This is a genomic window from Rhodococcus chondri (assembly GCF_036327435.1).
Taxonomy (GTDB): Bacteria; Actinomycetota; Actinomycetes; order Mycobacteriales; family Mycobacteriaceae; genus Rhodococcus; species Rhodococcus chondri.
Genome location: NZ_JAUZMZ010000073.1, coordinates 1 through 23,535, shown reverse-complemented (window position 1 = coordinate 23,535; position 23,535 = coordinate 1). Strand labels below are relative to the sequence as shown.

The 23,535-nt window shown below is 67.1% G+C and carries 25 protein-coding genes and 2 pseudogenes; 13 read left to right on the top strand and 14 right to left on the bottom strand.

Annotated features, from left to right (window positions below):
- A pseudogene (locus Q8814_RS14095) lies at positions 1–265 on the top strand (acetyl-CoA carboxyl transferase); the annotation flags it as partial.
- Between the two features lie 36 nt (positions 266–301).
- On the opposite strand, the gene Q8814_RS14090 reads toward Q8814_RS14095, so the two are convergent.
- Positions 302–970: a GOLPH3/VPS74 family protein gene (locus Q8814_RS14090; protein WP_330152642.1), complete on the bottom strand. Its 669-nt coding sequence runs from the start codon at positions 968–970 to the stop codon at positions 302–304.
- Between the two features lie 210 nt (positions 971–1,180).
- Here Q8814_RS14090 and Q8814_RS14085 point away from each other — a divergent pair, with 210 nt between their 5' ends.
- Positions 1,181–3,082: a propionyl-CoA synthetase gene (locus tag Q8814_RS14085; RefSeq protein WP_330152641.1), complete on the top strand. Its 1,902-nt coding sequence runs from the start codon at positions 1,181–1,183 to the stop codon at positions 3,080–3,082.
- Positions 3,083–3,091: 9 nt separating this feature from the next.
- Here the strand turns inward: Q8814_RS14085 and Q8814_RS14080 are convergent, their stop codons facing one another.
- The 3 genes from Q8814_RS14080 to Q8814_RS14070 are packed head-to-tail and all read right to left on the bottom strand — an operon-like array spanning position 3,092 to position 4,955.
- Entirely contained in the window at positions 3,092–3,418 is a 327-nt protein-coding gene (locus tag Q8814_RS14080) for a DUF3618 domain-containing protein (RefSeq protein WP_330152640.1), read from the bottom strand.
- The gene (locus Q8814_RS14075) at positions 3,415–3,840 is read right to left on the bottom strand and encodes a phage holin family protein (protein WP_330152639.1); all 426 of its coding nucleotides are present in this window, start codon (positions 3,838–3,840) and stop codon (positions 3,415–3,417) included. Before Q8814_RS14075 ends, Q8814_RS14080 begins: the two co-directional genes overlap by 4 nt.
- Positions 3,840–4,955 carry a YihY/virulence factor BrkB family protein gene (locus Q8814_RS14070; protein WP_330152638.1) on the bottom strand — a complete coding sequence of 372 codons (1,116 nt, stop codon included), beginning with the start codon at positions 4,953–4,955 and terminating at the stop codon, positions 3,840–3,842. The genes Q8814_RS14075 and Q8814_RS14070 overlap by 1 nt, the downstream gene beginning before the upstream one ends.
- A gap of 75 nt (positions 4,956–5,030) precedes the next feature.
- Here Q8814_RS14070 and Q8814_RS14065 point away from each other — a divergent pair, with 75 nt between their 5' ends.
- From Q8814_RS14065 to Q8814_RS14050, 4 genes are read left to right on the top strand one after another with little or no spacing between them, the layout of a single operon-like run.
- A complete protein-coding gene (locus Q8814_RS14065) occupies positions 5,031–5,543 on the top strand; it encodes a flavin reductase family protein (RefSeq protein ID WP_330152637.1) in 513 nt (170 codons plus the stop codon).
- Positions 5,544–5,581: 38 nt separating this feature from the next.
- Complete coding sequence (locus Q8814_RS14060; RefSeq protein WP_330152636.1) at positions 5,582–6,352, top strand: pyrimidine reductase family protein; 771 nt, start codon at positions 5,582–5,584, stop codon at positions 6,350–6,352.
- Positions 6,353–6,394: 42 nt separating this feature from the next.
- Entirely contained in the window at positions 6,395–6,892 is a 498-nt protein-coding gene (locus Q8814_RS14055) for a CinA family protein (RefSeq protein ID WP_330152635.1), read from the top strand.
- Between the two features lie 16 nt (positions 6,893–6,908).
- Complete coding sequence (locus Q8814_RS14050) at positions 6,909–7,481, top strand: dihydrofolate reductase family protein (RefSeq protein ID WP_330152634.1); 573 nt, start codon at positions 6,909–6,911, stop codon at positions 7,479–7,481.
- Between the two features lie 31 nt (positions 7,482–7,512).
- On the opposite strand, the gene Q8814_RS14045 is transcribed toward Q8814_RS14050, so the two are convergent.
- Positions 7,513–9,312, bottom strand: coding sequence for an acyl-CoA dehydrogenase (locus Q8814_RS14045; RefSeq protein WP_330152633.1), 1,800 nt, complete (start codon positions 9,310–9,312; stop codon positions 7,513–7,515).
- A 100-nt stretch (positions 9,313–9,412) separates the two neighbouring features.
- Here Q8814_RS14045 and Q8814_RS14040 point away from each other — a divergent pair, with 100 nt between their 5' ends.
- Together Q8814_RS14040 and Q8814_RS14035 are read left to right on the top strand one after the other, a co-directional pair.
- The gene (locus tag Q8814_RS14040) at positions 9,413–10,057 is read left to right on the top strand and encodes a TetR/AcrR family transcriptional regulator (protein WP_330152632.1); all 645 of its coding nucleotides are present in this window, start codon (positions 9,413–9,415) and stop codon (positions 10,055–10,057) included.
- Between the two features lie 103 nt (positions 10,058–10,160).
- A complete protein-coding gene (locus Q8814_RS14035) occupies positions 10,161–10,454 on the top strand; it encodes a hypothetical protein (RefSeq protein WP_330152631.1) in 294 nt (97 codons plus the stop codon).
- A gap of 57 nt (positions 10,455–10,511) precedes the next feature.
- Here the strand turns inward: Q8814_RS14035 and Q8814_RS14030 are convergent, their stop codons facing one another.
- The 4 genes from Q8814_RS14030 to pdxH form a co-directional block, all read right to left on the bottom strand.
- Positions 10,512–10,871, bottom strand: a complete 360-nt coding sequence (locus tag Q8814_RS14030; RefSeq protein WP_330152630.1) for an FKBP-type peptidyl-prolyl cis-trans isomerase — start codon at positions 10,869–10,871, stop codon at positions 10,512–10,514.
- A gap of 54 nt (positions 10,872–10,925) precedes the next feature.
- A complete protein-coding gene (locus Q8814_RS14025) occupies positions 10,926–12,224 on the bottom strand; it encodes a citrate synthase (protein WP_330152629.1) in 1,299 nt (432 codons plus the stop codon).
- 293 nt (positions 12,225–12,517) lie between these two features.
- Positions 12,518–13,459: an aldose 1-epimerase family protein gene (locus tag Q8814_RS14020; RefSeq protein ID WP_330152628.1), complete on the bottom strand. Its 942-nt coding sequence runs from the start codon at positions 13,457–13,459 to the stop codon at positions 12,518–12,520.
- A 159-nt stretch (positions 13,460–13,618) separates the two neighbouring features.
- On the bottom strand, positions 13,619–14,281 hold the full coding sequence (gene pdxH / locus Q8814_RS14015; protein ID WP_330152643.1) for a pyridoxamine 5'-phosphate oxidase: 663 nt from the start codon (positions 14,279–14,281) through the stop codon (positions 13,619–13,621).
- Positions 14,282–14,545: 264 nt separating this feature from the next.
- Here pdxH and Q8814_RS14010 point away from each other — a divergent pair, with 264 nt between their 5' ends.
- The 4 genes from Q8814_RS14010 (at position 14,546) to Q8814_RS13995 (ending at position 18,764) form a co-directional block, all read left to right on the top strand.
- Positions 14,546–15,673 carry a citrate synthase 2 gene (locus Q8814_RS14010; RefSeq protein WP_330152627.1) on the top strand — a complete coding sequence of 376 codons (1,128 nt, stop codon included), beginning with the start codon at positions 14,546–14,548 and terminating at the stop codon, positions 15,671–15,673.
- Between the two features lie 77 nt (positions 15,674–15,750).
- Positions 15,751–16,872: a phosphoserine transaminase gene (gene serC, locus Q8814_RS14005; protein ID WP_330152626.1), complete on the top strand. Its 1,122-nt coding sequence runs from the start codon at positions 15,751–15,753 to the stop codon at positions 16,870–16,872.
- Between the two features lie 229 nt (positions 16,873–17,101).
- Entirely contained in the window at positions 17,102–18,031 is a 930-nt protein-coding gene (gene sepH / locus Q8814_RS14000) for a septation protein SepH (protein WP_330152625.1), read from the top strand.
- Between the two features lie 13 nt (positions 18,032–18,044).
- The gene (locus Q8814_RS13995; RefSeq protein ID WP_330152624.1) at positions 18,045–18,764 is read left to right on the top strand and encodes a DUF6928 family protein; all 720 of its coding nucleotides are present in this window, start codon (positions 18,045–18,047) and stop codon (positions 18,762–18,764) included.
- A gap of 24 nt (positions 18,765–18,788) precedes the next feature.
- Here Q8814_RS13995 and Q8814_RS13990 read toward each other — a convergent pair whose 3' ends face one another.
- The 3 genes from Q8814_RS13990 to Q8814_RS13980 all read right to left on the bottom strand — a co-directional run bounded on the left by Q8814_RS13990 (position 18,789) and on the right by Q8814_RS13980 (position 21,608).
- Positions 18,789–19,595, bottom strand: a complete 807-nt coding sequence (locus Q8814_RS13990) for a TrmH family RNA methyltransferase (RefSeq protein ID WP_330152623.1) — start codon at positions 19,593–19,595, stop codon at positions 18,789–18,791.
- Between the two features lie 62 nt (positions 19,596–19,657).
- Positions 19,658–20,089: an Rv0880 family HTH-type transcriptional regulator gene (locus Q8814_RS13985; RefSeq protein WP_330152622.1), complete on the bottom strand. Its 432-nt coding sequence runs from the start codon at positions 20,087–20,089 to the stop codon at positions 19,658–19,660.
- A 49-nt stretch (positions 20,090–20,138) separates the two neighbouring features.
- Positions 20,139–21,608 carry an NCS2 family permease gene (locus Q8814_RS13980; protein ID WP_330152621.1) on the bottom strand — a complete coding sequence of 490 codons (1,470 nt, stop codon included), beginning with the start codon at positions 21,606–21,608 and terminating at the stop codon, positions 20,139–20,141.
- An 80-nt stretch (positions 21,609–21,688) separates the two neighbouring features.
- Here Q8814_RS13980 and Q8814_RS13975 point away from each other — a divergent pair, with 80 nt between their 5' ends.
- On the top strand, positions 21,689–21,937 hold the full coding sequence (locus Q8814_RS13975) for a DUF2530 domain-containing protein (protein WP_330152620.1): 249 nt from the start codon (positions 21,689–21,691) through the stop codon (positions 21,935–21,937).
- On the opposite strand, the gene Q8814_RS13970 is transcribed toward Q8814_RS13975, so the two are convergent.
- Positions 21,824–22,501 carry a phosphatase PAP2 family protein gene (locus tag Q8814_RS13970; RefSeq protein ID WP_330152619.1) on the bottom strand — a complete coding sequence of 226 codons (678 nt, stop codon included), beginning with the start codon at positions 22,499–22,501 and terminating at the stop codon, positions 21,824–21,826. The two genes, Q8814_RS13975 and Q8814_RS13970, sit on opposite strands and share 114 nt — an antisense overlap.
- 11 nt (positions 22,502–22,512) lie before the next feature.
- Positions 22,513–23,535, bottom strand: a pseudogene (locus tag Q8814_RS13965) (ATP-binding protein); the annotation flags it as partial.

The following is a 23,535-nucleotide window of genomic DNA, read 5'->3' as shown; positions in this document are numbered from 1 at the left end:
CGCCATCGTGCACCGCGATGTCACCCACGCTCCCCGGATGGCGGCGGCGCAGGGCATCCGGTCACGAGATCTGTTGCGGGACGGCATTATCGACGGCGTGGTACCCGAATATCCCGATGCCGCCGAGGAACCGCTCGAATTCGCGAAGCGGGTCGGAGCAGCTGTCGCGCGTGAACTGACCGGCCTTGCCGCAGAATCCGACTCCGACCGCTACTCACGGCGACTCGCCCGTTACCGGCGGCTGGGACTGCCGGATACACCCTAGGACTGCCGGAAACACCCAGCCCGATTTCACCTCGGCTCAGTTGGACGCGATCACAGGCACCGTGACCGCCACCATGACGGCAGTATTGACAGCGTCGACCGCCTTGCGTACCGCCTTGCCCGCCCAATCGCCTTCGGCGATCTCCTCGGCCCGCTTCTTTATCTGCCGCTTGTCGACGTCCGGCATGATTTTCGGGACGGCATCCACCGCCGACAGCAGGGACACGAGCGCCGCGGCGCGCGCCGTCGGGGTGGAGCCGTCGACGAGCACCGAACGCAATTCGGCGCGAACCTGCCGCTCGTGACTGTCGTCGACGGCAGGCCAGCGTTTCGTCGGAAATATGCCGAGCACCCGGCCACGTTCCTCTCGGATCCATCCGTGCTCGACGACTCGGCCGAGGAGCGTTTCGCGAATCCCCTTGCTCAGTTTCTCGACGGCGGATTCCGGTTTCATCGGTTTCGCGTCGGTAAGCCGGCGTACCGCATGCGCCAGCAGTGGATCGGACGGGACGGTAGCAGTGCGCACCACCAACCGGCCCTTCCTGACCCGGCTGCCCTCCGTGTCGAGACCGACGACAGCATCGAGCGTGAGCTCGAGCAGGACCGCGCCGGCAAGTACCCGGGGAAGCTTGGTGGAGTCCACCAAGGCCCTGCCCGAGTCGTCGTCGAGAAGCAGCAGCATGAGGTCCTCGGCCAGCAACGCCATGCAGCCACGCTACTGGACTGCGCACTGCATCGCTTTCCGCTCGGCCACTGTCCGCCGACCTGGTCACCGTCCGTTCGTCGAGCGTTCGGCGCCGCCCGGCGCAGGCGGGCAGGAGAAGGCTGTGTGTTCAGGACTGCGTCCGTACATGTCGCATAAGGTGGTCACGGTCACAACGGTCGGCCACAACGACCGGCGAGGAAGGATTGCGCGATGAGCTCGTACGACGAGGCGTTCCGGCAGAGCGTGGACGATCCGGAGACCTTCTGGCTCTCGGCGGCGCAGGACGTCGAATGGGACAGCGCCCCGACACGCGCGCTCGACGACTCGCAGGCCCCGTCGTACCGATGGTTTCCGGACGGCGCCCTCAACACCAGTTACAACGCCCTCGACCGGCATGTGCGCGCAGGACGTGGTGATCAGCCGGCCCTGATCTGGGATTCGGCGATGGTTCCCGCGAAGCTCACCTACACCTACGCCGAACTGCTCGACCGGGTTGCGACGTTCGCGGGTGCGCTGCGCGAACAGGGCGTCGTCGCCGGCGACCGCGTCATCATCTACATGCCGATGATTCCCGAAGCGGCAATCGCGATGCTCGCGTGCGCGCGCCTCGGCGCGGTGCACTCGGTGGTGTTCGGCGGCTTCGCTGCGAAGGAACTCGCCACCCGCATCGACGACGCCCGGCCGGTACTGCTGGTGACCGCGTCCGGTGGCCTCGAGCCCGGTCGCACCATCGAGTACCTGCCGATGGTCGAGCAGGCCCTGCAGTTGTCGCAGACCCCGCCGCACACCGTGATCGTGAAGAACCGCGAGCAGATCCCCGGCGCGGCCGCCGACTACAAGACCTCGTCCGCTGCGTGGTTCGACTGGGACGATCTGATCCTCGATGCGGCGCCGGCCGAGCCGGTGAGCGTCGCGGCGACCGACCCGCTGTACATCCTGTACACCTCCGGCACCACAGGGAAGCCGAAGGGCGTGGTCCGCGACAACGGTGGGCACGCCGTCGCGCTCATGTGGTCGATGCGCAACATCTACGACATCGGCGCGGGCGACGTGTGGTGGACGGCGTCCGACGTCGGCTGGGTCGTCGGCCACTCCTACATCGTGTACGGGCCGCTGCTCGCGGGTGCGACGACGGTGATGTACGAGGGTAAGCCGGTCGGCACGCCCGATGCCGGGGCTTTCTGGAGGATCATCGCCGAGAACGGCGTCAAGGCCCTGTTCACGGCGCCGACAGCGATCCGGGCTGTGCGCAAGGCCGACCCGAACGCCGAAGAGCTGAAGAAATACTCCATCGACACGCTCGAGACACTCTTCGCCGCGGGCGAACGCCTCGACCCGGACACTTACGAATGGGCTACGAAGGTTCTCGAACGCCCCGTGGTCGACCACTGGTGGCAGACCGAAACCGGGTGGGCGATCGTGGCGAACATGCGCGGTCTCGACCCGATGCCGCTCAAGTCCGGCTCGCCGACCGTTCCGGTGCCCGGATACCGCGTCGAGGTCGTCGACGCGGAAGGCAAGCCGGTTCAGGCGAACACCGAAGGCAATATCGTCATCGCCCTGCCGCTGCCTCCCGGCACCCTGACCGGGCTGTGGAACGACGAGGAGCGCTACCGCCGGTCCTATCTCGACACCTTCCCCGGCTACTACCTCACGGGCGACTCGGGCTTCATCGACGAAGACGGCTATGTCTTCGTTCTGGGCCGTTCCGACGACGTCATCAACGTGGCAGGGCACCGGCTTTCGACGGGAAGCATGGAAGCGGTGGTCGCGGGGCATCCGGCGGTGGCCGAGTGCGCCGTCGTGGGCATCCGCGACGAACTCAAGGGCCAGCGCCCGTCCGGCTACGTCGTCCTCAAGGCCGGCGTGGAGATCGATCCCGAGACGCTCCGCCAGGAACTGGTCGCGATGGTGCGCGACCAGATCGGTGCGGTCGCCACCTTCCGCGACGTCACTGTCGTGCAGGCGCTGCCGAAGACCCGTTCCGGAAAGATCCTGCGAAAGACCATGCGGCAGATCGCCGATCACGAGCAGTACTCTGTGCCGTCGACGATCGAGGATCCCGCGGTCCTCGAGGCGCTCGCGCAGCAGCTGGGTTCTCAGGAGGGCTGAGACCCGAACTCACACATACACCGGCGCTCGCAGAACGACGAGCTCGTTCTTCGAGCGCCGGCGTCGCCGCCAAACGACGAGTGCCAGCACTGCGACGAGAGCCCCAGCGGCGGCAGCGATCAGGTCGGGGCGGTCGCGCACCTGGTCGAGCCTTTCGTCCGCGGCGTGCTTGACGCGGGTCGGCACGTCCAGCCGATCGGCGAGTTCGCCGACGGTCGCGGCGAGTTCGGCCCGCTGCTGTTCGATGTCGGTATCGACGGTGGGAACTGCGCCTGTGACGGGGCTGTTCGTCGCGGGACTGTTCGTCGCCGGGTTGTCTTTTGCCGAATCACTCATCGCAGAGCACCTTTCGCTGCGGCCATATCGGCCTTGAGGCTGTCTACCGTGTGCTCGGGCATCGGGGGCGCGGCCTTCTTCGCCTTCGACGCACCCACGGCCGCGAGGATGCCACCGATCGCGAGAACCACCAATCCGACGATCAGCGCGGCGAGCCACGGATCCAGAGCGGTCGCGAGTCCCAGCACCGCGGCAGCGATGAGCGTCGCCATACCCAGATACAGCAGCAGTGCACCCGCACCGGAGATACCCGCACCGATCCCGAGGCGGGTGCCCTTGGATTTCACCTCGTCGACCGCGTGGGTGATCTCGGTCCGCACGAGAGTGGACACCTGAGCAGTGAGTCTCTCGGTCAGTTCGACGGTGGACAGGTCTCTCGGTTGCTCTGCCATATGACGTGAATCGCCGGTCGATGCAGACATCACTTACTCCTTTCGGTGCGGTCGTCAGCCGTGCTTCCGGCGCGGGATTCCCCGCCGTGGGCACTGCGGAGACGGCGACCGTGCTCGATGAGCTCGTTGTGCTTCTTTTCGTTCTTCTCGATACCGCGGGTATCGCGTTCCGGAAGCTGCAAGGTCTTCTCCGCCTCAATCCCGGCCTGCAACTGGCGACCGCGCTCGAGCTCTGCGTCGAATTCGGCTCCGAACAGCAAGGCGAGGTTGGTGATCCAGAGCCACAGCAGGAAGATCACCGCACCGGCGAGCGACCCGTAGGTCTTGTTGTAGCTACCGAAATTCGAAACGTAGAAGGCGAATCCGACAGACGCCACGATCCACGTGAGAATCGCGATCACTGCACCGAGGCTCACCCACCGGAACTTCGGTTGCGCCACGTTCGGCGTCGCGTAGTACAGCACTGCCACGATGATCACGACGAGCATCAACATCACGGGCCACTTCGCGAGGCTCCACACCGTCACAGCGGTATCGCCGAGACCGACGACGTCGCCGATGGCGCGGGCGATGGGACCGCTGATCACCAGCATCAGTGCGGTGGCACCGGCGGCTACCAGGGCCAACGCGGTCACGAGCAGCATCAGCGGGCGCAGCTTCCACACCGGCCGGCCCTCTTCGATCTCGTAGATCCGGTTCATCGCGCGCCCGAAGGCGCCGACGTACCCGGAAGCCGACCACAGCGCGCCGAGGACACCGAAGAGCAGCGCGAGACCGGCGGTGGGTGCCTGCACGAGCTGTTCGACGGGCCCGCGCAGCGTGTCGACCGCTGTCGCAGGTCCGAGATCCTCGACCATCTGCAGCACCGTATCGACGGTGGTCTGTCCCTGGCCGAAGACACCGAGCAGTGAAACCACCACGAGCAGCGCCGGGAAGAGGGAGAGCACCGCGTAGTAGGTCAGTCCGGCGGCGAGATCGGTGCACTGGTCACGACTGAACTCGCGAACCGTCCTGCGTAACGCGTACTTCCACGAGGGTTTGTTGATGTCGGTGGGTGAGTCGGGCTTGCGGGAGTCGTCGGCTGCAATCGCAGCCCCCGCTGCTCGGGACCCCGCTGCTTCCCGTCCACCTGTTTCGGCCGTCATAGCGCCTCGGGTACCGCAGACCCGCGAGGATCAAACTCGCGGCCGCTCGAGGGAGGGGCGACGTACGATGCGCTCATGTCCGACAGCAACCGAGTCTCCGGTTCCTCCGACGGCTTTGCGTCCATCGCCGGTCGGCTCGATTATCCGATGTTCGTCGTGACCGCCCGGGCACAGCAGGAACGCAGCGGGTGCCTGGTGGGATTCGCAACCCAGGCAGGTATCGACCCGCCGAGGTTTCTCGTGGGCCTCTCGGACAAGAACCGCACCTTCCGTGTCGCGGGTGCGGCCGATCATCTCGCCGTGCACGTCCTGAACCGGTCGCAGTTGCGCATCGCGTCGCTGTTCGGCGAGCAGACCGGCGACGAGATCGACAAGTTCGAGCAATGCGCGTGGCGCGAGGGACCTCACGGGTTGCCGATCCTCGACGATGCGGCGGCCTGGTTCACGGGTGAGATCGTGGGAAGGGTGAGCCTCGGCGATCACGTCGGTTTCATGCTCGCTCCCGACCGCGGCGAACTCCGCGAAGATCTCGACGAGCTGGTGACCTTCCGCGATGTGCGGAACATGGACGCCGGTCACGATGCGTGACGTAGCGGGAGTGAACGGGGCGTGATCTGATCGACGGCATGCAGCGACTCGACGATCCCTCGGTCTCACCCCGCACGATCGACGACGCCGGATTACGTGCGTTGTACGCATATCCGGCCGAGCTCACCCGGCCGTGGATGCGCATCAACTTCGTATCGTCGCTCGACGGTGCCGTCGCTGTGGAAGGCCGCTCGGGTGCGCTCGGCACACCCGCCGACAAGAAGGTGTTCGGGCTGCTCCGCGAACTCGCCGACGTGATCGTCGTCGGCGCCGGCACCGTGCGTAGCGAGAACTACGGCGGCGCGCGCACCAGCGAAGCGCTCCGCGAACGTCGTGCAGCGTCCGGGCTGGCTCCGGTGCCACCGATCGTCGTTGTGACGGCGTCGGGAGATCTCGATTCGGACCTTCGCGTGTTCACCGACACGACGATCCCCCCGGTGGTATTCACGACCGATCGCGCCCCGAAGTCCAAGCTTCGTGCCCTGGAACAGGCCGGCGCGGATGTGCGGGTGATCGCCGACCACGAGATCGACGGCACCGCCCTCCTCACGGCAATCGAGGACGCCGGCTGGAAGCGAGTGCTGTGCGAGGGCGGCCCGCGGTTGTTCGGCCGGATGATCGTCGACGGTGTGGTCGACGACCTGTGCCTGACCTGGGCTCCGGTGCTGGCTGCCGGAGCGGAGGGCCGCATCGCCACGGCACCGCTGGCGGGACTCACCGAAATGCGCCGCGCCCATCTCGTGTCCGACGACGACGGCACCCTGCTCACCCGCTGGCTCCGCGCCTCCAACCCCGAACCCCCGTCCTGAAGACCTCCGCTCGAGCAAACTCCGATCGACAAGGAGAAACCGATGTCCGATGACGATGTGGTCGACGGTTCCGACCGCTCCGACGCACTGATCGAGGAGCTCGCGGAGCTGGCGTCCGAAGGTGAACTCACGCTGGGGTGCGCAGAGTCGCTGACGGCGGGCACGCTCGCGGCCCGGCTCGGCGCCGCCGAAGGCAGTTCCGAGTGGTTCCGCGGTGGCATCGTCGCCTATTCGCGTTCGGTGAAGCACGGACTGCTGCAGGTCGCCGAAGGGCCGGTGGTCTGCGAATCCGCCGCTCGGACAATGGCCGAATCCACGGCCGAACTACTCGGCGCGCAGATCGTCGTTGCAGTGACCGGCGCGGGCGGACCGGATCCACAGGACGGCCGCCCTCCGGGCACGGTGTGTTTCGCCACTACCGGACCGGGCGGGACCCGCAGCGAGGAACAACATTTCGACGGCGATCCGCAGAAAGTGCTGGCACAAACGGTGCGTCACGCTTTAGCGTTGCTTGTCGATCGGGCTTCCGCCCGATCTTGAAACTGCAGGAGGATGTATGCGAGTGCTGACGTACTACGTTGCGACCACTCTCGACGGTTTCATCGCCGACCCGGTCGGCGGCTTCGACTTCTTCCCGCTCGGCGGGGAGGGAATGGAGGCCCTCATCGATGAATATCCCGAGACCATCCCGACGCATCTTCGTACCCAGTTGGGAATAGAGTCCCCCAACAAGAACTTCGACGCGGTGGTCATGGGACGACGCACGTGGGAACCATCCCTCGACGCCGGGATCACCAGTGCTTACCAGCATCTGCAGCAGTACGTCTTTTCGAGGACGATGACCGAAGCCCCCGACGAAACCGTCACCGTCGTCGGCAGCGATCCGCTCGAATACGTCCGCGACCTCAAGCGCCAGGACGGGATGGGCATCTGGTTGTGCGGCGGCGGGTCGCTTGCGGGTGCGCTGCTGCCCGAGATCGACGAACTCCTCCTCAAGGTCCACCCGATTGTGATCGGTAACGGAACTCCTTTGTTCCGAGCGGGTTTCGAACCGCACTATTTCACCCGCGCGGAAAGTCGCCCGTTCGACAACGGCGTTACTCTGCTCCGCCTCACAGCGCGGCGTTGACAGGCCGGGCTTCACCCGGAACAGCCCGGTGTCAGAAGCCGGCCGGATCGGCGTCCAGGGTCGTACGATCGAGGCTCGCGAGCAGATCGAACTGCGGTCCGGTCCTGGGCAGTTCGAACCGGTAGAAGTAGCGGGCGGCGGCGCGCTTGCCGTCGAAGAACGCGCCGGCGCGCTCGCCCACCGCGAGCAACTGTTCGAGCCACATCCATGCGACCACCACATGCCCGACAGCCTCGAGATAGACCGTTGAATTGGCCAAGGCGAGAGCAGGATCGCCGGTCGACCACAGCGCCGCGGTGGTTTCCCCGACACGCGTGACCGCGGCATGCAACTGCTCGGCCGTCGCTGCCGTCTCTCCTCCGGCGGCGAGACCCTTCGCAACGGTCGCGCCGATCGTCTCGCCCAGCAACGCCAACCCTGCGCCGCCCTGCATGACGACCTTCCGGCCGAGAAGGTCCAGCCCCTGAATGCCGTGGGTTCCCTCGTGGATCGGGTTGAGCCGGTTGTCGCGGTAGTACTGCTCGACGTCGAATTCGCGGGTGTAGCCGTAGCCACCGAGGACCTGGATTGCCAGGCTGTTGGCTTCGAGGCACCACTGCGACGGCCACGACTTCGCGATCGGGGTGAGGACATCGAGCAGGAGACCTGCGCGCGAACGGCTTTCGGCGTCGGCCGCGGTCTGCTGCTCGTCGACAAGCTTCGAGCAGTACAGACCCAAGGCCAGTGCGCCTTCGACGTACGATTTCTGGGCCAGCAGCATTCGCCGGACATCGGTGTGCTCGATCAACGGCACCTGCGGAGCCTGGGGATCCTTCGCGCCGAGAGGCCGACCCTGGGCGCGGGTGCGTGCGTACTCGAGAGACTGCTGGTATCCGGCGTAGCCGAGTGCGGTAGCAAGGAAACCGACGCCGATGCGCGCCTCGTTCATCATGTGGAACATGTACGACAGGCCCTTGTTCGGTTCGCCGAGCAGGTACCCGACCGCTCCCGCTCGGCCACCCGGCGTATGGGTGCCTTCGCCGAAGTTGAGAAGGGTGTTGGTCGTGCCGCGGTTGCCCATCTTGTGATTGAGCCCGACGAGCGCGACGTCGTTGCGGTCGCCGAGCGTGCCGTCGGCGTTCACGAAGTACTTCGGGACGATGAACAACGAAATGCCCTTGACCCCCGCGGGCCCGCCGGGAATCTTCGCGAGCACGAGATGCACGATGTTCTCGGTCAATTCGTGGTCGCCGCCGGAGATCCACATTTTGGTGCCGGTGAGCCGGTAGGTGCCGTCGTCCTCGGGTGCAGCCTTGGTGGTGATGTCCGCGAGCGAGGATCCGGCCTGCGGCTCCGACAGGCACATGGTGCCGAAGAAGCGTCCTTCGAGCATCGCAGGGACGAAAGTGGCTATCTGCTCGTCGCTTCCGTGCGCGGCGAGCAGGCCCGCATTGGCAGCGGTGAGGAACGGGTAGGCGGAGGTTCCGGCGTTGGCCGCCTGGAACCAGGCCATGGATGCCCGCAGGACCGTGACGGGCAGTTGCATGCCACCGACCGCTTCGTCGAATCCGCCCGCGATGAGACCGGCCTTGGAGAACAGATCCAGCGCGGCCTTCACCTCGGGGATGATCTCGACGCGCCCGTCTTCACCGATCCGCGGTTCCTGCGCGTCGGCCTTCTTGTTGTGGGTGGCGAAATGCTTGGTCGCGATGTCGGCGCTCACGTCCAGGACCGCGCCGAACGTCTCGCGCGAGTGCTCGGCGAACCGCGGACGGGAGGTCAGCGATTCGACGTCGAGCCAGTCGTAGAGCAGGAAGTCCAGGTCGCGGCGGGACAGGACGGGAGCGGGCATGGAGGTGTCCTTTCGGGCGATCGCACGAACTAAGCGCTTACTTAGTAGAGCAACCAGGGTGCATGATGTCAACGAACACCACGGCGACCAGGACGGAACGATGACCGAGACAACCAGGAGCGATGCACCCTCCACTCCCCCCTTCGGCGAGGGAACCGTGCCCGAGGGGTCGCAGGTCGCGCGCCGCCTCGTGGACTCCGCCGTCGAATCGTTCGCCCGCCGCGGATACCACGCGACAACGACCCGGGACATCTCCGTCGGCGCCGGTCTGAGCCCCGCAGCGCTGTACGTGCACTTCAAATCGAAGGAAGAGGTGCTGTTCGAAGCGAGCAGGACCGGCCATCGCAGCGTTCTCGACGCCGTCACCGAGGCCGCCGCCGGCGCGGACGGTGCCGTCGACCGGATCCAGGCACTCGTCGACAGCTTCGTCCGCATCCACGCCGTGCACCACACGACGTGCCGTGTCGCGCAGTACGAACTCCACGCGCTCACCGACGAGCACTACCGGGAGATCGCCGAGATCCGCCGGGCGACGGACGCGGTGGTCCGCGACATGATCCAGGCCGGCGTCGACGACGGGACATTTACCGTGCGCGACGTTCCATCCGCGGCACTGGCGATTCTGTCGCTGGGGATCGACGTCGCGCGGTGGTACCAACCGGGCCGGGTCGACGTCGACGAACTCACCGGCAACTACGTCGAACTAGTTCTCGCGATGCTCGGAGCCGGCGCGAGAAGTTCCTGACCGACTCGGGGTTGCCCTTTCCCACCCTCGGGTGGGTTCAGCGGGGCCCGGCTGCGGCGCACTCTGGATGCACCGACCGCACCCGAACCCGCTGGAGACCCGAATGTTCAACAGCCGCAGTTTCATTGCCGTTGCAGCACTGGCCGTCCTGCCAATTGTCGGCGCCTCGGCCACCGCCCGGGCGGACAATCACCACGACAACGACCGGCGCTTCGGCGGCCGCTGCGACGTGATCATCGTCGACGACGACGGTGACATCATCCGCACCGATCGCAAGTCGCAGGGCAGCCGCATCGACGACTTCCGGTGCGACGACGGTCTGTGGCGCTACACCACGAGCGGCTTCGGCCACAACAGGGGCGACGTGTTCGCTGCCGTCCTCATCCGCGAGCGCTGATACCACGGGACCCCGCATCCGATGTCGGATACGGGGCCCCGTGGGTAAGATTTCGGTCTATTTCGTGCCCATCAGATCGATCACGAAGACCAGGGTCTTTCCGCCGAGCGGGTGCCCGGATCCGGCGGGACCGTAGGCGAGCTCGGGCGGCACCGTCAGCTTGCGGCGGCCACCGACCTTCATGCCGGGAATGCCCTCCTGCCAACCGGCGATCAGGCCGGCCAGCGGGAAGCGAATGGATTCGCCACGGCTCCACGACGAATCGAATTCTTCGCCCGTGTCGTATTCGACGCCCAGGTAATGGACGTCGACGACGGCACCCGGCGTCGCCTCGGCGCCGTCGCCGATGGTGATGTCCTGGACCACCAGCTCGGTAGGGGCAGGCCCCTCCTGGAATTCGATTTCAGGTTTGGTCATGGGTCTACTCCCTCGTCGAGATGTCGGTCGTGAGGCTCACGGGTCGTCGATTCGTCAGCGGGCGCCGAGCTCCGAGTAGTCACGCTCCGGGTATCCGGTGTAGATCTGCCGCGGGCGGCCGATCTTCAGGGTCGGATCGGAGTGCATTTCACGCCAGTGCGCAATCCAGCCGGGCAGACGCCCGAGCGCGAACAGCACGGTGAACATGCGGTCGGGGAAGCCCATCGCCCGGTAGATCAGACCCGTGTAGAAGTCGACGTTCGGGTACAACTTGCGCTCGATGAAGTAATCGTCGGTCAGCGCGGCCTCTTCGAGCTTCATGGCGATCTCGAGCAGTTCGTCGCCCGCACCGAGCTTGCTCAGAATCGAGTCGGCGGTCTTCTTGACGATCGCGGCGCGCGGATCGTAGTTGCGGTAGACGCGGTGCCCGAAGCCCATGAGCTTCACGCCGTCTTCCTTGTTCTTGACCTTGCGCACGAAGTCCTTGACGTCGCCCTCGGAGGACTGGATCTGCTCGAGCATCTCGAGCACCGCCTGGTTGGCGCCGCCGTGCAGCGGGCCCCACAGTGCATTGATGCCGCCGGAGATCGACGTGAACAGGTTGGCGTCGGACGAACCGACCAGGCGCACCGTCGAGGTGGAGCAGTTCTGCTCGTGGTCGGCGTGCAGGATCAGCAGCATGTCGAGAGCCCGCGCGATCTCGGGATCGATCTCGTACGGCTCGGCCGGGAAACCGAACGTCATCCGCAGGAAGTTCTCGACCAGCGACAACGAATTGTCCGGGTAGAGGAACGGCTGACCGACGGACTTCTTGTAGGCATACGCGGCGATGGTCGGCAGCTTGGCGAGCGCGCGGATCGTCGACAGCTCGACCTGCTCGGAGTTCTCCGGGTCGAGCGAGTCCGGATAGTACGCCGACAGCGCATTGACGGCGCTGGATACGACCGGCATCGGGTGCGCGTTGCGCGGGAAGCCGTCGAAGAAGCGCTTGAGGTCCTCGTGGAGGAGAGTGTGGCGGCGGATCTTGTCGGTGAAGAGGTCGAGCTGCTCCGCGGTCGGCAGCTCACCGTAGATCAGCAGGTAGCTGACCTCGATGAACGTCGACTTCTCGGCGAGCTGCTCGATCGGGTATCCGCGATACCGCAGGATGCCCTTCTCGCCGTCGATATAAGTGATCGCCGACTTGGTGGAGGCGGTATTGACGAAACCGGGGTCAAGGGTGGTGTACCCGGTCTCCGCAAGGAGCTTGCCCAGCTCGATGCCGTCATTGCCTTCCGTCGCCTTGGCGATAGACATCGTGTGCTCGCCACCGGGGTAGCTGAGGGTGGGCGGTGTGTCGTTCTCAGCGGGCACGAAGGATCCCTCTCAAGCTCAGACCTACGAGAAAACTTCCGAACATTCACGTAGAACCTAGCCGTAGCGCGGGGTCTGCGCCGAGGCAGGGTCTGTCGAAAGTCCCCGAACGGTGTCTCATGGATACAGGCGACGGGCGCGCTCGCGCCACCTCCGAGACCTCGACGCCGGAACGACACACGCTGCTCACCTGCGGCAATAATACGCGATAAGCGGCACCTCCCCACCGTGACCGAACGGTCCCCGCCGAAGGTCCCGGCGCTCGTCGAACACCCGCGCTGCCCCGCCTGCTCTCATGAGCCGGGACCGACCGCGGCGATCCCCCACTGCCCGGTCCACTGCTCCTCCGGTTGGAGCACGATGAGATCGATACCGAGGTTGAATGCGTCGGGCGGGCAGGTCATCGGGACGAGCGCGAGGGCTCGACCGCGGTCCGGGTAGCCGTCTCCCGTATCGGGCCGGGTCGTCGTCGCGTGCAGCCAGCCGAACTCTTTTCCGGCCCACATCTCGACGCCGCGCCCGTCCGGAGCGAGCAGGCGGTGACGCGCACGCCCGTCGACGTCCTGGTCGACCGCGCCGTACGGCACATCGAGATGCACACCCTCGAGCAATCGCGGTGACGTGAAATCGTATTCGGTTCCGGCCACCGGATGCGAGTAGGCGTTGGGCAGTCCGCGGTGCAGATCCAGGGGAAGCCGCGTACCGGCCGCGACCTGCAGCGAGCACTCGTCGAGTGGTGCGTCGCCCGCCCGTAGATACGGGTGCCCTCCGAGACCGAACGGCGAATGGTAGCCGCCGACATTGGTGGCGGTGAGAGTGACGGTGAGCCCGCCCGGCCCGACCTCGTGCGCTGCGGTGAGCCGCAATTGGTAGGGCCAGCCTTTGTGCAATCCCACCTCCAGCGCCTGCTCGATTCGGGACTCGTTGTGAGACAGCAATGTCCAATCGCGATGCCACGCGAATCCGTGCACTGCGGCGCCGTGGCGAGGATCCGTGACCGCGAGTTGATGCTCGATACCGTCGAAGAAGAAATGGCCGTCGCGCACTCTGCCCGGCCAGGGCGCGAGCACCGTGCCGGAATACAGCGGCGGACGTGCATTCGCCGGCCAGCTCTCGGTCAGCCGATACCCACCTTCCGGCCCGTCCTGTTCGAGCAACCGCAAGGCTCCGCCCGCACTGGACACTTCCGCCCGGTACCCGCCTCCGCGGATCGGGCGACTGATCGGCTCCGACATGCTCTCCAGTGTCGCGGTCCGCGACCGTCCCCACTACGGAATTGCCGCTTCATACCTGTGCGGCCGCGCACACTGCCCGCACCGGCGCGCTCGACCCACGCCGATCGCCCTGACGGTCAACAACTTCCGAAGCGCCGCGAATCGGCAACCGACCTCACGTCACGGCTGGAGCCGCGCGGTGACCCACCGCCCGTCCACCAGACGGGTACGGACCCGGTTGTGCAACCTGTCGGGCCGTCCCTGCCAGAACTCGACCGATTCGGGGATGATCCGGAACCCGCCCCAGAACGGGGGCACCGGAATGTCGTCGCCCGGACCGAACCGCTCCCCCGCCTCCACGAGCGCGTGTTCGAGTTCGATACGCGAACCGATGGGCCGGGACTGGCGCGATGCCCACGCACCGAGTCGCGACCCCCGGGGCCGGGTACGCCAATATTCGGCGGTCTCCTCCGCTGTCACGCGGGTGACCGGGCCGCGCACGGTGACCTGCCGATGCAGAGGCAACCACACGAACGTCGCGGACGCGTACGGCGCGGCAGCGAGATGCCGGCCCTTGTCGGAGTCGTAGTTGCTGAAGAAGGTGATGCCGTCCGCGTCGATGCCCTTGCACAACACCGCCCGTGTCGCGGGCAGGCCATGTTCGTCGACGGTCGCCAGCACCATCGCGTTGGGTTCGGGCACCGCGGCCTCCACCGCGGTGGCCAACCAGTCGCGCAGAAGCGGAAGCCATCCGGACGCAACCTGCTCGGGTTCGAGGTCGAGTTCACCGACGGCCGGATCCGGAGAGTCCGGGCGGCCGACGTGGCTGTAGTCGACCCGCATCGACGCAAGGTCGCTCGCGGAGCGCTCCGGACGTTGCGGTTCGGGTCGCTGCGGGTCCGGATGCGGCGGTTCTGCGGGCACGAACCATGACGCTACTACCCGGGCACGGCCACTAGCGGAGTCCGCCGCGCAGGATCGAGCCGAGACGTACTACAGTTCTCGAACGACGACCAGAGTGGGGCGCCGATCACAATTGCGGCGTCTCCATTCCACCGGAAGTGCGGCTCGGACCGGGCGGCACGCGAGCGAGGAGACACATCCGTCATGGCAGCGCGCCCGTCAGTTCCCGAAGATTTCGTCGCCGGTCTCGAAGGCGTCGTCGCCTTCACCAGTGATATCGCCGAACCCGACAAGGACGGCGGCTCCCTGCGCTACCGCGGCGTGGACATCGAAGAACTCGTCGGGCACGGTGTGACGTTCGGGGACGTCTGGGCTCTGCTCGTCGATGGCGAGTTCGGGCGCGGTCTGCATCCGGCCGAGCCGTTCCCGCTGCCCATCCACACCGGCGACGTGCGCGTCGACGTGCAGGCCGGCCTCGCGATGCTCGCTCCGATCTGGGGTTTCGAGCCACTGCTCGACATCGACGACGAGACCGCCCGCGACCATCTGGCCCGTGCCGCCGTGATGGCCCTGTCCTACGTCGCCCAGTCGGCGCGCGGCATCTACCAGCCCGCCGTCTCCCAGGCGCGCGTCGACCAGGCACAGACGGTCACCGAACGCTTCATGGTCCGCTGGAAGGGCGAGCCCGATCCGAAGCACGTCGAGGCCATCGACGCGTACTGGGTCTCCGCCGCCGAGCACGGTATGAACGCGTCCACGTTCACTGCACGCGTGATCGCTTCCACCGGAGCCGACGCCGCGGCGGCACTGTCGGGCGCTGTGGGCGCGATGTCCGGTCCGCTGCACGGCGGCGCCCCGGCCCGCGTGCTGCCGATGATCGAGGAAACCGAGCGGTCCGACGATCCCCGCGCGCTGGTCAAGGGCATCCTCGACCGCAAGGAGAAGCTCATGGGCTTCGGGCACCGCGTGTACCGCGCGGAGGATCCGCGCGCCCGGGTGCTGCGCGCTACCGCCAAGCGGCTCGATGCCCCCCGCTACGAGGCGGCCGCTGCGCTCGAGCAGGCCGCGCTGACCGAGTTGCGCGAACGCCGTCCGGACCGCGCGATCGAAACCAACGTCGAGTTCTGGGCCGCCGTCATCCTCGACTTCGCCGAAGTTCCGTCCGCGATGATGCCCGCGATGTTCACCTGCGGCCGGACCGCCGGCTGGTGCGCGCACATCCTCGAGCAGAAGCGACTCGGCAAGCTGGTGCGTCCCGCCGCCATCTACACCGGCCCCGATCCGCGTCCGGTCGACTCGGTGACGGGCTGGGATTCGATCACACATCGCTGAAGCGACGACGGAACACCGCACGGGGCGGTCTAGACTACCTGTGCACTTGTCCCTCGACGCTTAGGACACGCATTCCGATGGCTGACGCTTCACCGATCATTCCCGCCGACCTCAAGCCCGCAGACGGCCGCTTCGGCTGCGGCCCGTCCAAGGTTCGCCCCGAGCAGCTCCAGTCGCTCGTCGACGTCGGCGCCTCGGTGTTCGGCACCAGCCACCGGCAGAAGCCGGTCAAGGACGTCGTCGGCCGGGTCCGGTCGGGTCTGCGCGACCTGTTCTCGTTGCCCGACGACTACGAGGTCGTGCTCGGCAACGGTGGCACCACCGCGTTCTGGGACGCTGCGGCGTTCGGCCTGATCCGTGAACGCTCGCAGCACTTCACCTACGGCGAGTTCTCGTCGAAGTTCGCGACGGTCGCCAAGAAGAACCCGTTCATCGGCGATCCGGTCGTGGTCTCCGCCGAGCCCGGCTCGGCCCCCGAGATCGTGGCCGACGCTTCGGTCGACCTCATCGGCTGGGCGCACAACGAGACGTCGACCGGCGTCGCGGTGCCGGTCACTCGCCCGGCCGGTTCGGACAACGCCCTGATCGCGATCGACGCGACGTCCGGCGCCGGCGGCCTGCCGGTGAACATCGCCGACGCCGATGTCTACTACTTCGCCCCGCAGAAGTGCTTTGCCGCGGACGGCGGCCTGTGGATTGCGCTGATGAGCCCGGCCGCTCTCGAACGGGTGGCGGAGATCAAGGAGTCGGGCCGCTTCACGCCCGAGTTCCTGTCGCTGCCGATCGCGGTGGACAACAGCAGCAAGGATCAGACGTACAACACGCCGGCACTCGCGACGCTGCTCATGTTCGCCGACCAGATCGAGTGGATGAACGGCAACGGCGGGCTGGACTGGACCGTCGCGCGCACCAAGGATTCGTCGTCGCGCCTCTACGAGTGGGCGGAGGCCTCCGAGTACGCGACGCCGTTCGTCGCCGACCCGTCGCTGCGGTCGCAGGTTGTCGGCACTGTCGACTTCGACGAGTCGGTCGATGCCGCACAGGTCGCAAAGATCCTGCGCGCCAACGGGATCGTCGACACCGAGCCGTACCGCAAGCTGGGCCGCAAGCAGCTGCGCATCGGCATGTTCCCGGCGATCGACCCTGAGGACGTCACACAGCTGACCAAGGCGATCGACTGGGTCGTCTCTCAGCTCTGAGCATCGAAGTCTGCTCACCGGCCGGGGCCGGGTCCGTCGGGACCCGGCCCCGGCCGCATCTCAACCCTCGATCACGCATCCAGACATTGTCGGCAAACCTAGGAGAATAGCGCCTACTTCGCCGCAGATCGCACAACCCGCGGCGCGGCGCGGCGTGTCCGGCACGGCGAAGGGAACGATTCCACTACAGTCGAGCAGGTCAATCGCGATCGGCGCGAGGAGGTCAAAGGTGCGAGAGCTTCGAGTGGTCGGTCTCGAGCCGGATGCTAAGCATGTTGTATTGGCCGACCCCGCTTCAGGGGACAAGTTCCGCATCCCGGTCGACGACACACTGCGCGCCGCTTCGCGCGGCGATCTCGCTCGCCTCGGCCAGATCCAGATCGAAACCGCCAGTCAGCTGCGCCCGCGGGAGATCCAGGCGCGCATCCGAGCCGGAGCATCCGTCGAACAGGTCGCCGAAGAAGCCGGCATACCGGTGTCGAAGGTCGAACGATTCGCCTACCCGGTGCTGCTCGAGCGTTCACGCGCGGCCGAAATGGCCCAGCACGGACATCCGGTTCGACCCGACGGCCCGACGGTGCAGACACTGCTCGAAACGGTCACCCAGGCATTCCGCGCACGGAGCCACAATCTCGATGTGGCGTCGTGGGATGCCTGGCGCGACGACGACGGCCACTGGGTGGTGCAGCTCCAATGGCATGCCGGTCGCTCCACCAATACGGCCCATTGGCGGTACCAGCCCGACGCGCACGGCGGAACGATCGTCGCGCTCGACGACGTCGCCGCGGATCTCGTCGATCCGGACTGCGGCCGTCCGCTGCGGTACCTGACACCGGTGTACTCCGCCCGCGACGTCGACGACTCCACGGAGACCGAGCCGGCGGGCCGGTACATCGTCTCCACCGAGACCGTCACGATCGATCAGCCTGTCGCCGAGACCGACACCGAGACCCGGTCCGACACCGAGACCGAGGCCGAGCCTGCCGCCTCGTCGACCGAGCCCGCCGAGACCGCGGAGCCCGCATCCGATCCCGCTGCCGACGACTCCGCACCCAAGCGCGCCGCCGCACACGCCCCCGGTAAGGACAAGCGCGGCAAGCCCGCGCTGCCCTCCTGGGACGACGTGCTGCTCGGCGTGCGCAGCAACGGGCGCGGCTGAAGGAACCCGCACGGTGCCGGCGTCGGTATCGACACTCTGGTACGTCGATGCTCCCGATCCCGCCGCAGTGTTGCGCACGGCCCGGCCGGATTGCGGCGCCGCGCAACGTCTTCTGCAGCGTCTTTTTCCCGAGCAGAACGCGGACCCGGTCGGCCGAGTGTCCCTGCGCCGGGCCGCAGGCGGGAGTGACGACGCCGACGGCGGAGCGGCGCAGGTGTTCGTAGGCAGCTATCCGGGCGTCACCGTGGTGTGCAGCCGAGACCTGATGTTCCGGCGCCCGTCGACACTGCCCGAGCGCTGGATCCACACACTCGCGTCCGAGCAGACGTATCTCGTCGTATCCGATCCGCCGGGCGCGTGGGGCGCGTTCGGAGCATGGGAACGCGGCACGCTGCGGCGGTCGTTCGGGGCGAGCCCCGTCGAGTTCTTCGAGGACGAGGGCATCCCGTTCGTGTGGGAACGACCGTTCTGGGCAGGCGACCATCCGATCAGCTGGCCCGCACACATCGCCCCGCACCCGCAGGCGCTGCCGTTTCATCCTCGCCGTCTCGTCGACACCGCCAACGCCGCGTTCCTCGGCTACCGCTATGTGGGTCGCACCGACGGCGAACTCGATCCGGATGATGTCGAGGTGTGGGGTTTCGCGTTGCGCAGTCAGGATGAGCCGGACCCGCCGCCATCCGGCACCGCACCGGTCCGGCATCGGTGGTGGCGCCGCGCTCGACGTCCGTAGAACCGGCAGGTCAGGGCGCGGCGGTCACCGCGGGAGCCGGACCCGTTCGTAGAACGCCATCGCAGCCGCCGTCGCGACGTTGAGCGAGTCGGTGCCCGGTGCCATCGGAATCCGGGCACGCACATCGGTGGCGCGCATGGCGTGCTCGGTCAGGCCCGGTCCCTCGGCGCCGAGCAGCAGCGCCACCTTTTCGCCGGTCATCGCTTCGGCCAACGGGATCGCCTGAGGATCCGGAGTGAGCGAGATGAGCTGGAAACCGCGCTCCCGCAAGCGATCCAGGTCGTGCGGCCACCGCTCCACCTGCGCGAACGGCACCCGCAGCACGTGTCCCATCGAAACGCGGACCGCTCGCCGGTACAGCGGATCGGCGCAGCCTTTTCCGAACACCACGGCATCGACGCCGAGTCCGGCGGCGTTGCGGAACATCGATCCGATGTTCTCGTGATCGTTGACGCCCTCGAGCACCGCCACGGTGCTCGCCTTCTCCAGCACGTCGTCGAGTTCGAGCGGGACCGGTCGGTGCGCGGCGGCAAGCACTCCGCGATTGAGGTGGAAGCCGATCACCTCCGCCATGACATCCGCATCGGTGCGGTAGAAGGTCACGTCGACATCGCGCAGGTCGTCGGCGAGCTCACCGAGCCGCCGGTCCACGCCGAGCAGACCGACCGGGACGAATCGGGAGTCGAGCATGCGCTGCACGACGAGGACCCCCTCGGCGATGACCAGACCCTTGCCTCCGGGCAGATCAGGACGCCGATCGGACGAGTTGAGGTCTCGGAAGTCGTCCAGCCGCGGATCGGCAGGATCGTCGATGTCGATGACGTGAACCACGCGACCATTCTCCTCGATGGTGCTGCGAGCACCGAATCGGGTGCGGGCTCACGGCTGCGAGCTCAGCTGTTCTCGGACACCAGCGTCGAAAGGATCCCGACGGCGCGTTGCAGCGTGGCGAGGCTGTCCGGATCGAGTTTTTCGAGCCGCTCGGTGAGCCACGCCTCGCGTGCCTGAGCTTCGTCGGCAAGCAGTTCGGCGCCGGACTCCGACAGCGTGACGATGATCTGCCGGCCGTCCGTCGGGTGCGGGGTGCGTTCGACCAGGCCCAGGTCGTGGAGGGAGGCGATCACACGCGTCATGGAGGGCGGCTGCACCCGCTCTCGCGCGGCGAGTGCACCGGGGGTCATCGCTCCCTCCTGGCTCAGCGTGGCCATCGCCGACATCTGAGTCAGGGAAACTCGGGAATCGGTGCGCCGCCCCCGCAAATGACGCGTCAGACGCACAACGGCGAGAGCGAGGTCGCCTGCGAGTGCGCGTGTATCCGAGATCATGGCGAGCACAATACGTCACTGTCCGATTCGCACGAACCGAGCAGGCTTGCTACGTCAGAAGTTCCGTGAGCGGATCCACCGAGAAGTACAGCGCGAACAACACCGCCACGATCCACATCAACGGGTGGATGGTGCGGATCTTGCCGCTGACTGCGTGCAGCACCACCCAGGTGATGAAGCCGACGCCGATGCCGTTGGCGATCGAGAAGGTGAACGGCATGACGAAGATCGTGAGGAATGCGGGCAGCGCAACTGCGAAGTTGCCGAAGTCGATGTCGCGGACCTGGCCGATCATGAGCGCACCCACGACGACCAGCGCGGGTGCTGCCGCTTCGACGGGAACGATTTCGTAGAGCGGCGTGAGGAACATCGCGAGCAGGAACAGCACGCCGGTGACCACGTTGGCCAGGCCGGTGCGGGCCCCCTCGGCGATACCCGAGGCGGACTCGACGAAGACGGTGTTCGACGACGCCGACGCGCCACCACCGGCGATGGCTCCGGCGCCCTCGACGACGAGTGCCTTCCCGATACCCGGCAGGTTGCCGTTCTTGTCGGTGAGTCCGGCTTCCTTGCCGAGACCGGTCATGGTGCCCATGGCGTCGAAGAAGTTGGCGAGAACGAGGGTGAACACGAGGAGCGTCGCGGCGATCACACCGATGCGGGTGAAAGCACCGAAGAGGTTGACATCGCCGACCAGGCTCAGGTCCGGCAGGCCGGCGAAGCTGTCGGGCGTTTCCGGGGTACTGAGATTCCAGCCCTTCGGGTTGGTGCCCTGGGACGGGCCGACGTTCACGACGGCCTCGATGATCAGTGCGAGCACCGTGGTGGTGACGATCCCGATGAGGATGCCGCCGCGGACCTTGCGCACCACGAGGACACCCATGAGGAGCACACCGACGACGAACACGAAGGTGGGCCACGATGCGATCGAGCCGTCGATGCCGAGACCGACGGGGACGGTGGTGTTCGCGGCGTCCGGGATGCGGCGCACGAAGCCGGCGTCGACCATGCCGATGAACGCGATGAATGCGCCGATGCCCGCGGCGATCGCGGCCTTGAGTTCACCCGGGATCGCGTTGAACACCGCGGTCCGGAACCCGGTGAGGGCCAGCACCACGATGATGATGCCGTCGATGACCACCAGGCCCATCGCTTCGGGCCACGTCACCTGCGGTGCGATGGTGACGGCGAGCAGGCTGTTGATACCCAGACCCGCGGCGATTGCGAACGGATAGTTCGCCACCACGCCGAACACGATGCTCATGAATCCGGCCACCAGCGCGGTGACGGCCGCCACCTGGTTGATCGGCAGGATGTTTCCGAGAACGTCGACCTTCGCGGACGCGTCGTCGGCCGAGGAACTACCGAGGATCAGCGGGTTGAGGACCACGATGTAGGACATCGCGAAGAACGTGACGATGCCGCCACGGACTTCGCGAGACACCGTCGAACCACGTTCGGTGATCTTGAAATAGGTATCGAGAAATGAGGATCGTTCGGAGTCGGTGCTCACGGCCATGTCGAATTTATCCGCTCGTCGAGTCGGTGCGTCGCAACGGAACGAGATTATTGCAGCGGCGAGGAACTAATCTGCAACTCGTGAAGCGAACAGACGATATCGCCGACCGGATCCGCCGCCTGGCCGATCCGCGTCCGATTCTCGCGATCGGTACCGCACTGTGGGCGATCGCGGCGGTGGTCGTGCTGCTCTCCGGTGACCGCTGGGACTCGGCGTTACCCGTCTGCGTGGCGGGAATCGCCGTGGGCCTGTTGGGTTCCGCGCTGTTCCTCCTGCAACGCCGCGCCGCACGACGCGGACGGCGCGGAGCGCAGGTCGGGCTCGGCTGAAGGTTCGCGACGCCACGGCCGCACCCCGGGCGCGCCACCTGCCCACGTGATCAACCACACCCACAACAGTGCCCAGAGCACCCCGAGCAACCAGCCGACGACGACGTCGGTGAGCCAGTGCACCCCCAAATACACCCGTGAGAGTCCCACCGTCACGGTGTAGGAGCCGAGCGCAGTGAGCGCGATCAGGCGAAGACGGCTGCCCGCGGGCCACGACCGGACCGCGAGCACCGCGAACACGGTCGCAAGAATCGCACTCATCATCGCGTGCCCGGACGGGAAGGAGAGCGTCTGCAGTTCGAGCAGCCGCTCCGGTTGCGGTGGCCGGTCCCGGTCGAAGAACTGCTTGAGCAGCGTCATCACGGGCCAGCCGGTGAGTACGGCCGCGGCGACGAGGACCGCCCCGGCGGTACGGGCCATGCGGACCAGCCACACCACGGCCACGGCAGCGACAACGCTGACCGCGACGATGCCGCCGGTATGGGTGAGAGCTGTGACCGCGGTGGTCAGCGCCGGCTCCCGGAGCTCCACGAGCAACCAGTGGTGGGGGTGGGGGGAAGACATCGCGCTCGCGGTCACCGAGAGCGCCGCGCTCGCTCGGGCGGAATGACCGCCGCCTGCCATGCGGTGTCGAGTACGAGCGCATCCGCCGCGTCGGCGACGGTACCCGCGAGGCTGCGCACCCCGTCGGGCAACGTCACGCTGTCGGCATCGACGGCTCCCGACGCATGCGCCGCGGCCAGGGCGGCGTGCGCGGCGGCCACTGCGGCCGCATCCGGGTGCCGGGACGGGTCCGCCAGCCGGTCGAGGAGTGTCTCGGCGAGATCGAGGTCGTCGATCCGGGTGGTGGCCAGGGATGCCCGCAGCGTCCCCGCGTCCGGGTGCGTGCAGGCATCGAGGAGGCCCTCGAACACCGTGTCGTCGAGGTACCGGAGGTGGCCGAGACGCTGCCCGTCCAGCACGGCGTAACTGCGTAGCCACCATGCGGTGTAGCCGTCGCGATCGCTCAGGGCGGGCACGACGGCCGGGTCCGCCGCCAGCAGCGACAATGCGCGCGGCCAACGATCTTCGGCGACGAGGTCGAGGTCGCGGACGGCGACGAGCGTCTCCGGATCCGTGTCGAGGGTGTCCCACCACAGGTCCTCGTCGGGAAGATCGTGGTCGGGGCCGGTAGGCAGGTCGGCGCGCAGCACGGTGAATCCCCAGCCGACGCCGACAGCGCGCAACGCGTCCGCGCCGTACCGGTCGACCAGGTTCGGATCGACGGTTGCGAACGGCGAGTCGTCGACGAGAACTTCGGCGAGCGGGGCACCGGGCAGCAGCAGTTCGTCGGCCGGTGTGAGGAGTCCCTCCGCATCGGGCAGCAGCAGGGCGCCGAGTTCGGGAGGCACGTCGTCGGCACGGACGCGCGTGGCGAGCCGCAGGACGGTGTCGGCCAGTGCGGCTGCTTCCTCGTCGTCGCCGTGGTCGAGGTCGTCGATCGCGGCCACGACGGCCGGATCGCCGAGCAGATCCGCGGCGGTCACGGTGCCGGCGCCGAGCCTGGCGAGCTGGGGGTGGGCAGCGTCCGCGTGTACGAGCCGCACCCACGGCAACCG

Excerpts from the sequence above, each read along its gene's own strand:
- Q8814_RS14090 (WP_330152642.1), bottom strand. The coding sequence starts at position 970 with ATGGCGTTGCTGGCCGAGGACCTCATGCTGCTGCTTCTCGACGACGAC.
- Q8814_RS14085 (WP_330152641.1), top strand. The coding sequence starts at position 1,181 with ATGAGCTCGTACGACGAGGCGTTCCGGCAGAGCGTGGACGATCCGGAG.
- Q8814_RS14080 (WP_330152640.1), bottom strand. The coding sequence starts at position 3,418 with ATGAGTGATTCGGCAAAAGACAACCCGGCGACGAACAGTCCCGCGACG.
- Q8814_RS14075 (WP_330152639.1), bottom strand. The coding sequence starts at position 3,840 with ATGTCTGCATCGACCGGCGATTCACGTCATATGGCAGAGCAACCGAGA.
- Q8814_RS14070 (WP_330152638.1), bottom strand. The coding sequence starts at position 4,955 with ATGACGGCCGAAACAGGTGGACGGGAAGCAGCGGGGTCCCGAGCAGCG.
- Q8814_RS14065 (WP_330152637.1), top strand. The coding sequence starts at position 5,031 with ATGTCCGACAGCAACCGAGTCTCCGGTTCCTCCGACGGCTTTGCGTCC.
- Q8814_RS14060 (WP_330152636.1), top strand. The coding sequence starts at position 5,582 with ATGCAGCGACTCGACGATCCCTCGGTCTCACCCCGCACGATCGACGAC.
- Q8814_RS14055 (WP_330152635.1), top strand. The coding sequence starts at position 6,395 with ATGTCCGATGACGATGTGGTCGACGGTTCCGACCGCTCCGACGCACTG.
- Q8814_RS14050 (WP_330152634.1), top strand. The coding sequence starts at position 6,909 with ATGCGAGTGCTGACGTACTACGTTGCGACCACTCTCGACGGTTTCATC.
- Q8814_RS14045 (WP_330152633.1), bottom strand. The coding sequence starts at position 9,312 with ATGCCCGCTCCCGTCCTGTCCCGCCGCGACCTGGACTTCCTGCTCTAC.
- Q8814_RS14040 (WP_330152632.1), top strand. The coding sequence starts at position 9,413 with ATGACCGAGACAACCAGGAGCGATGCACCCTCCACTCCCCCCTTCGGC.
- Q8814_RS14035 (WP_330152631.1), top strand. The coding sequence starts at position 10,161 with ATGTTCAACAGCCGCAGTTTCATTGCCGTTGCAGCACTGGCCGTCCTG.
- Q8814_RS14030 (WP_330152630.1), bottom strand. The coding sequence starts at position 10,871 with ATGACCAAACCTGAAATCGAATTCCAGGAGGGGCCTGCCCCTACCGAG.
- Q8814_RS14020 (WP_330152628.1), bottom strand. The coding sequence starts at position 13,459 with ATGTCGGAGCCGATCAGTCGCCCGATCCGCGGAGGCGGGTACCGGGCG.
- pdxH (WP_330152643.1), bottom strand. The coding sequence starts at position 14,281 with ATGCGGGTCGACTACAGCCACGTCGGCCGCCCGGACTCTCCGGATCCG.
- Q8814_RS14010 (WP_330152627.1), top strand. The coding sequence starts at position 14,546 with ATGGCAGCGCGCCCGTCAGTTCCCGAAGATTTCGTCGCCGGTCTCGAA.
- serC (WP_330152626.1), top strand. The coding sequence starts at position 15,751 with ATGGCTGACGCTTCACCGATCATTCCCGCCGACCTCAAGCCCGCAGAC.
- Q8814_RS13985 (WP_330152622.1), bottom strand. The coding sequence starts at position 20,089 with ATGATCTCGGATACACGCGCACTCGCAGGCGACCTCGCTCTCGCCGTT.
- Q8814_RS13980 (WP_330152621.1), bottom strand. The coding sequence starts at position 21,608 with ATGGCCGTGAGCACCGACTCCGAACGATCCTCATTTCTCGATACCTAT.
- Q8814_RS13970 (WP_330152619.1), bottom strand. The coding sequence starts at position 22,501 with ATGTCTTCCCCCCACCCCCACCACTGGTTGCTCGTGGAGCTCCGGGAG.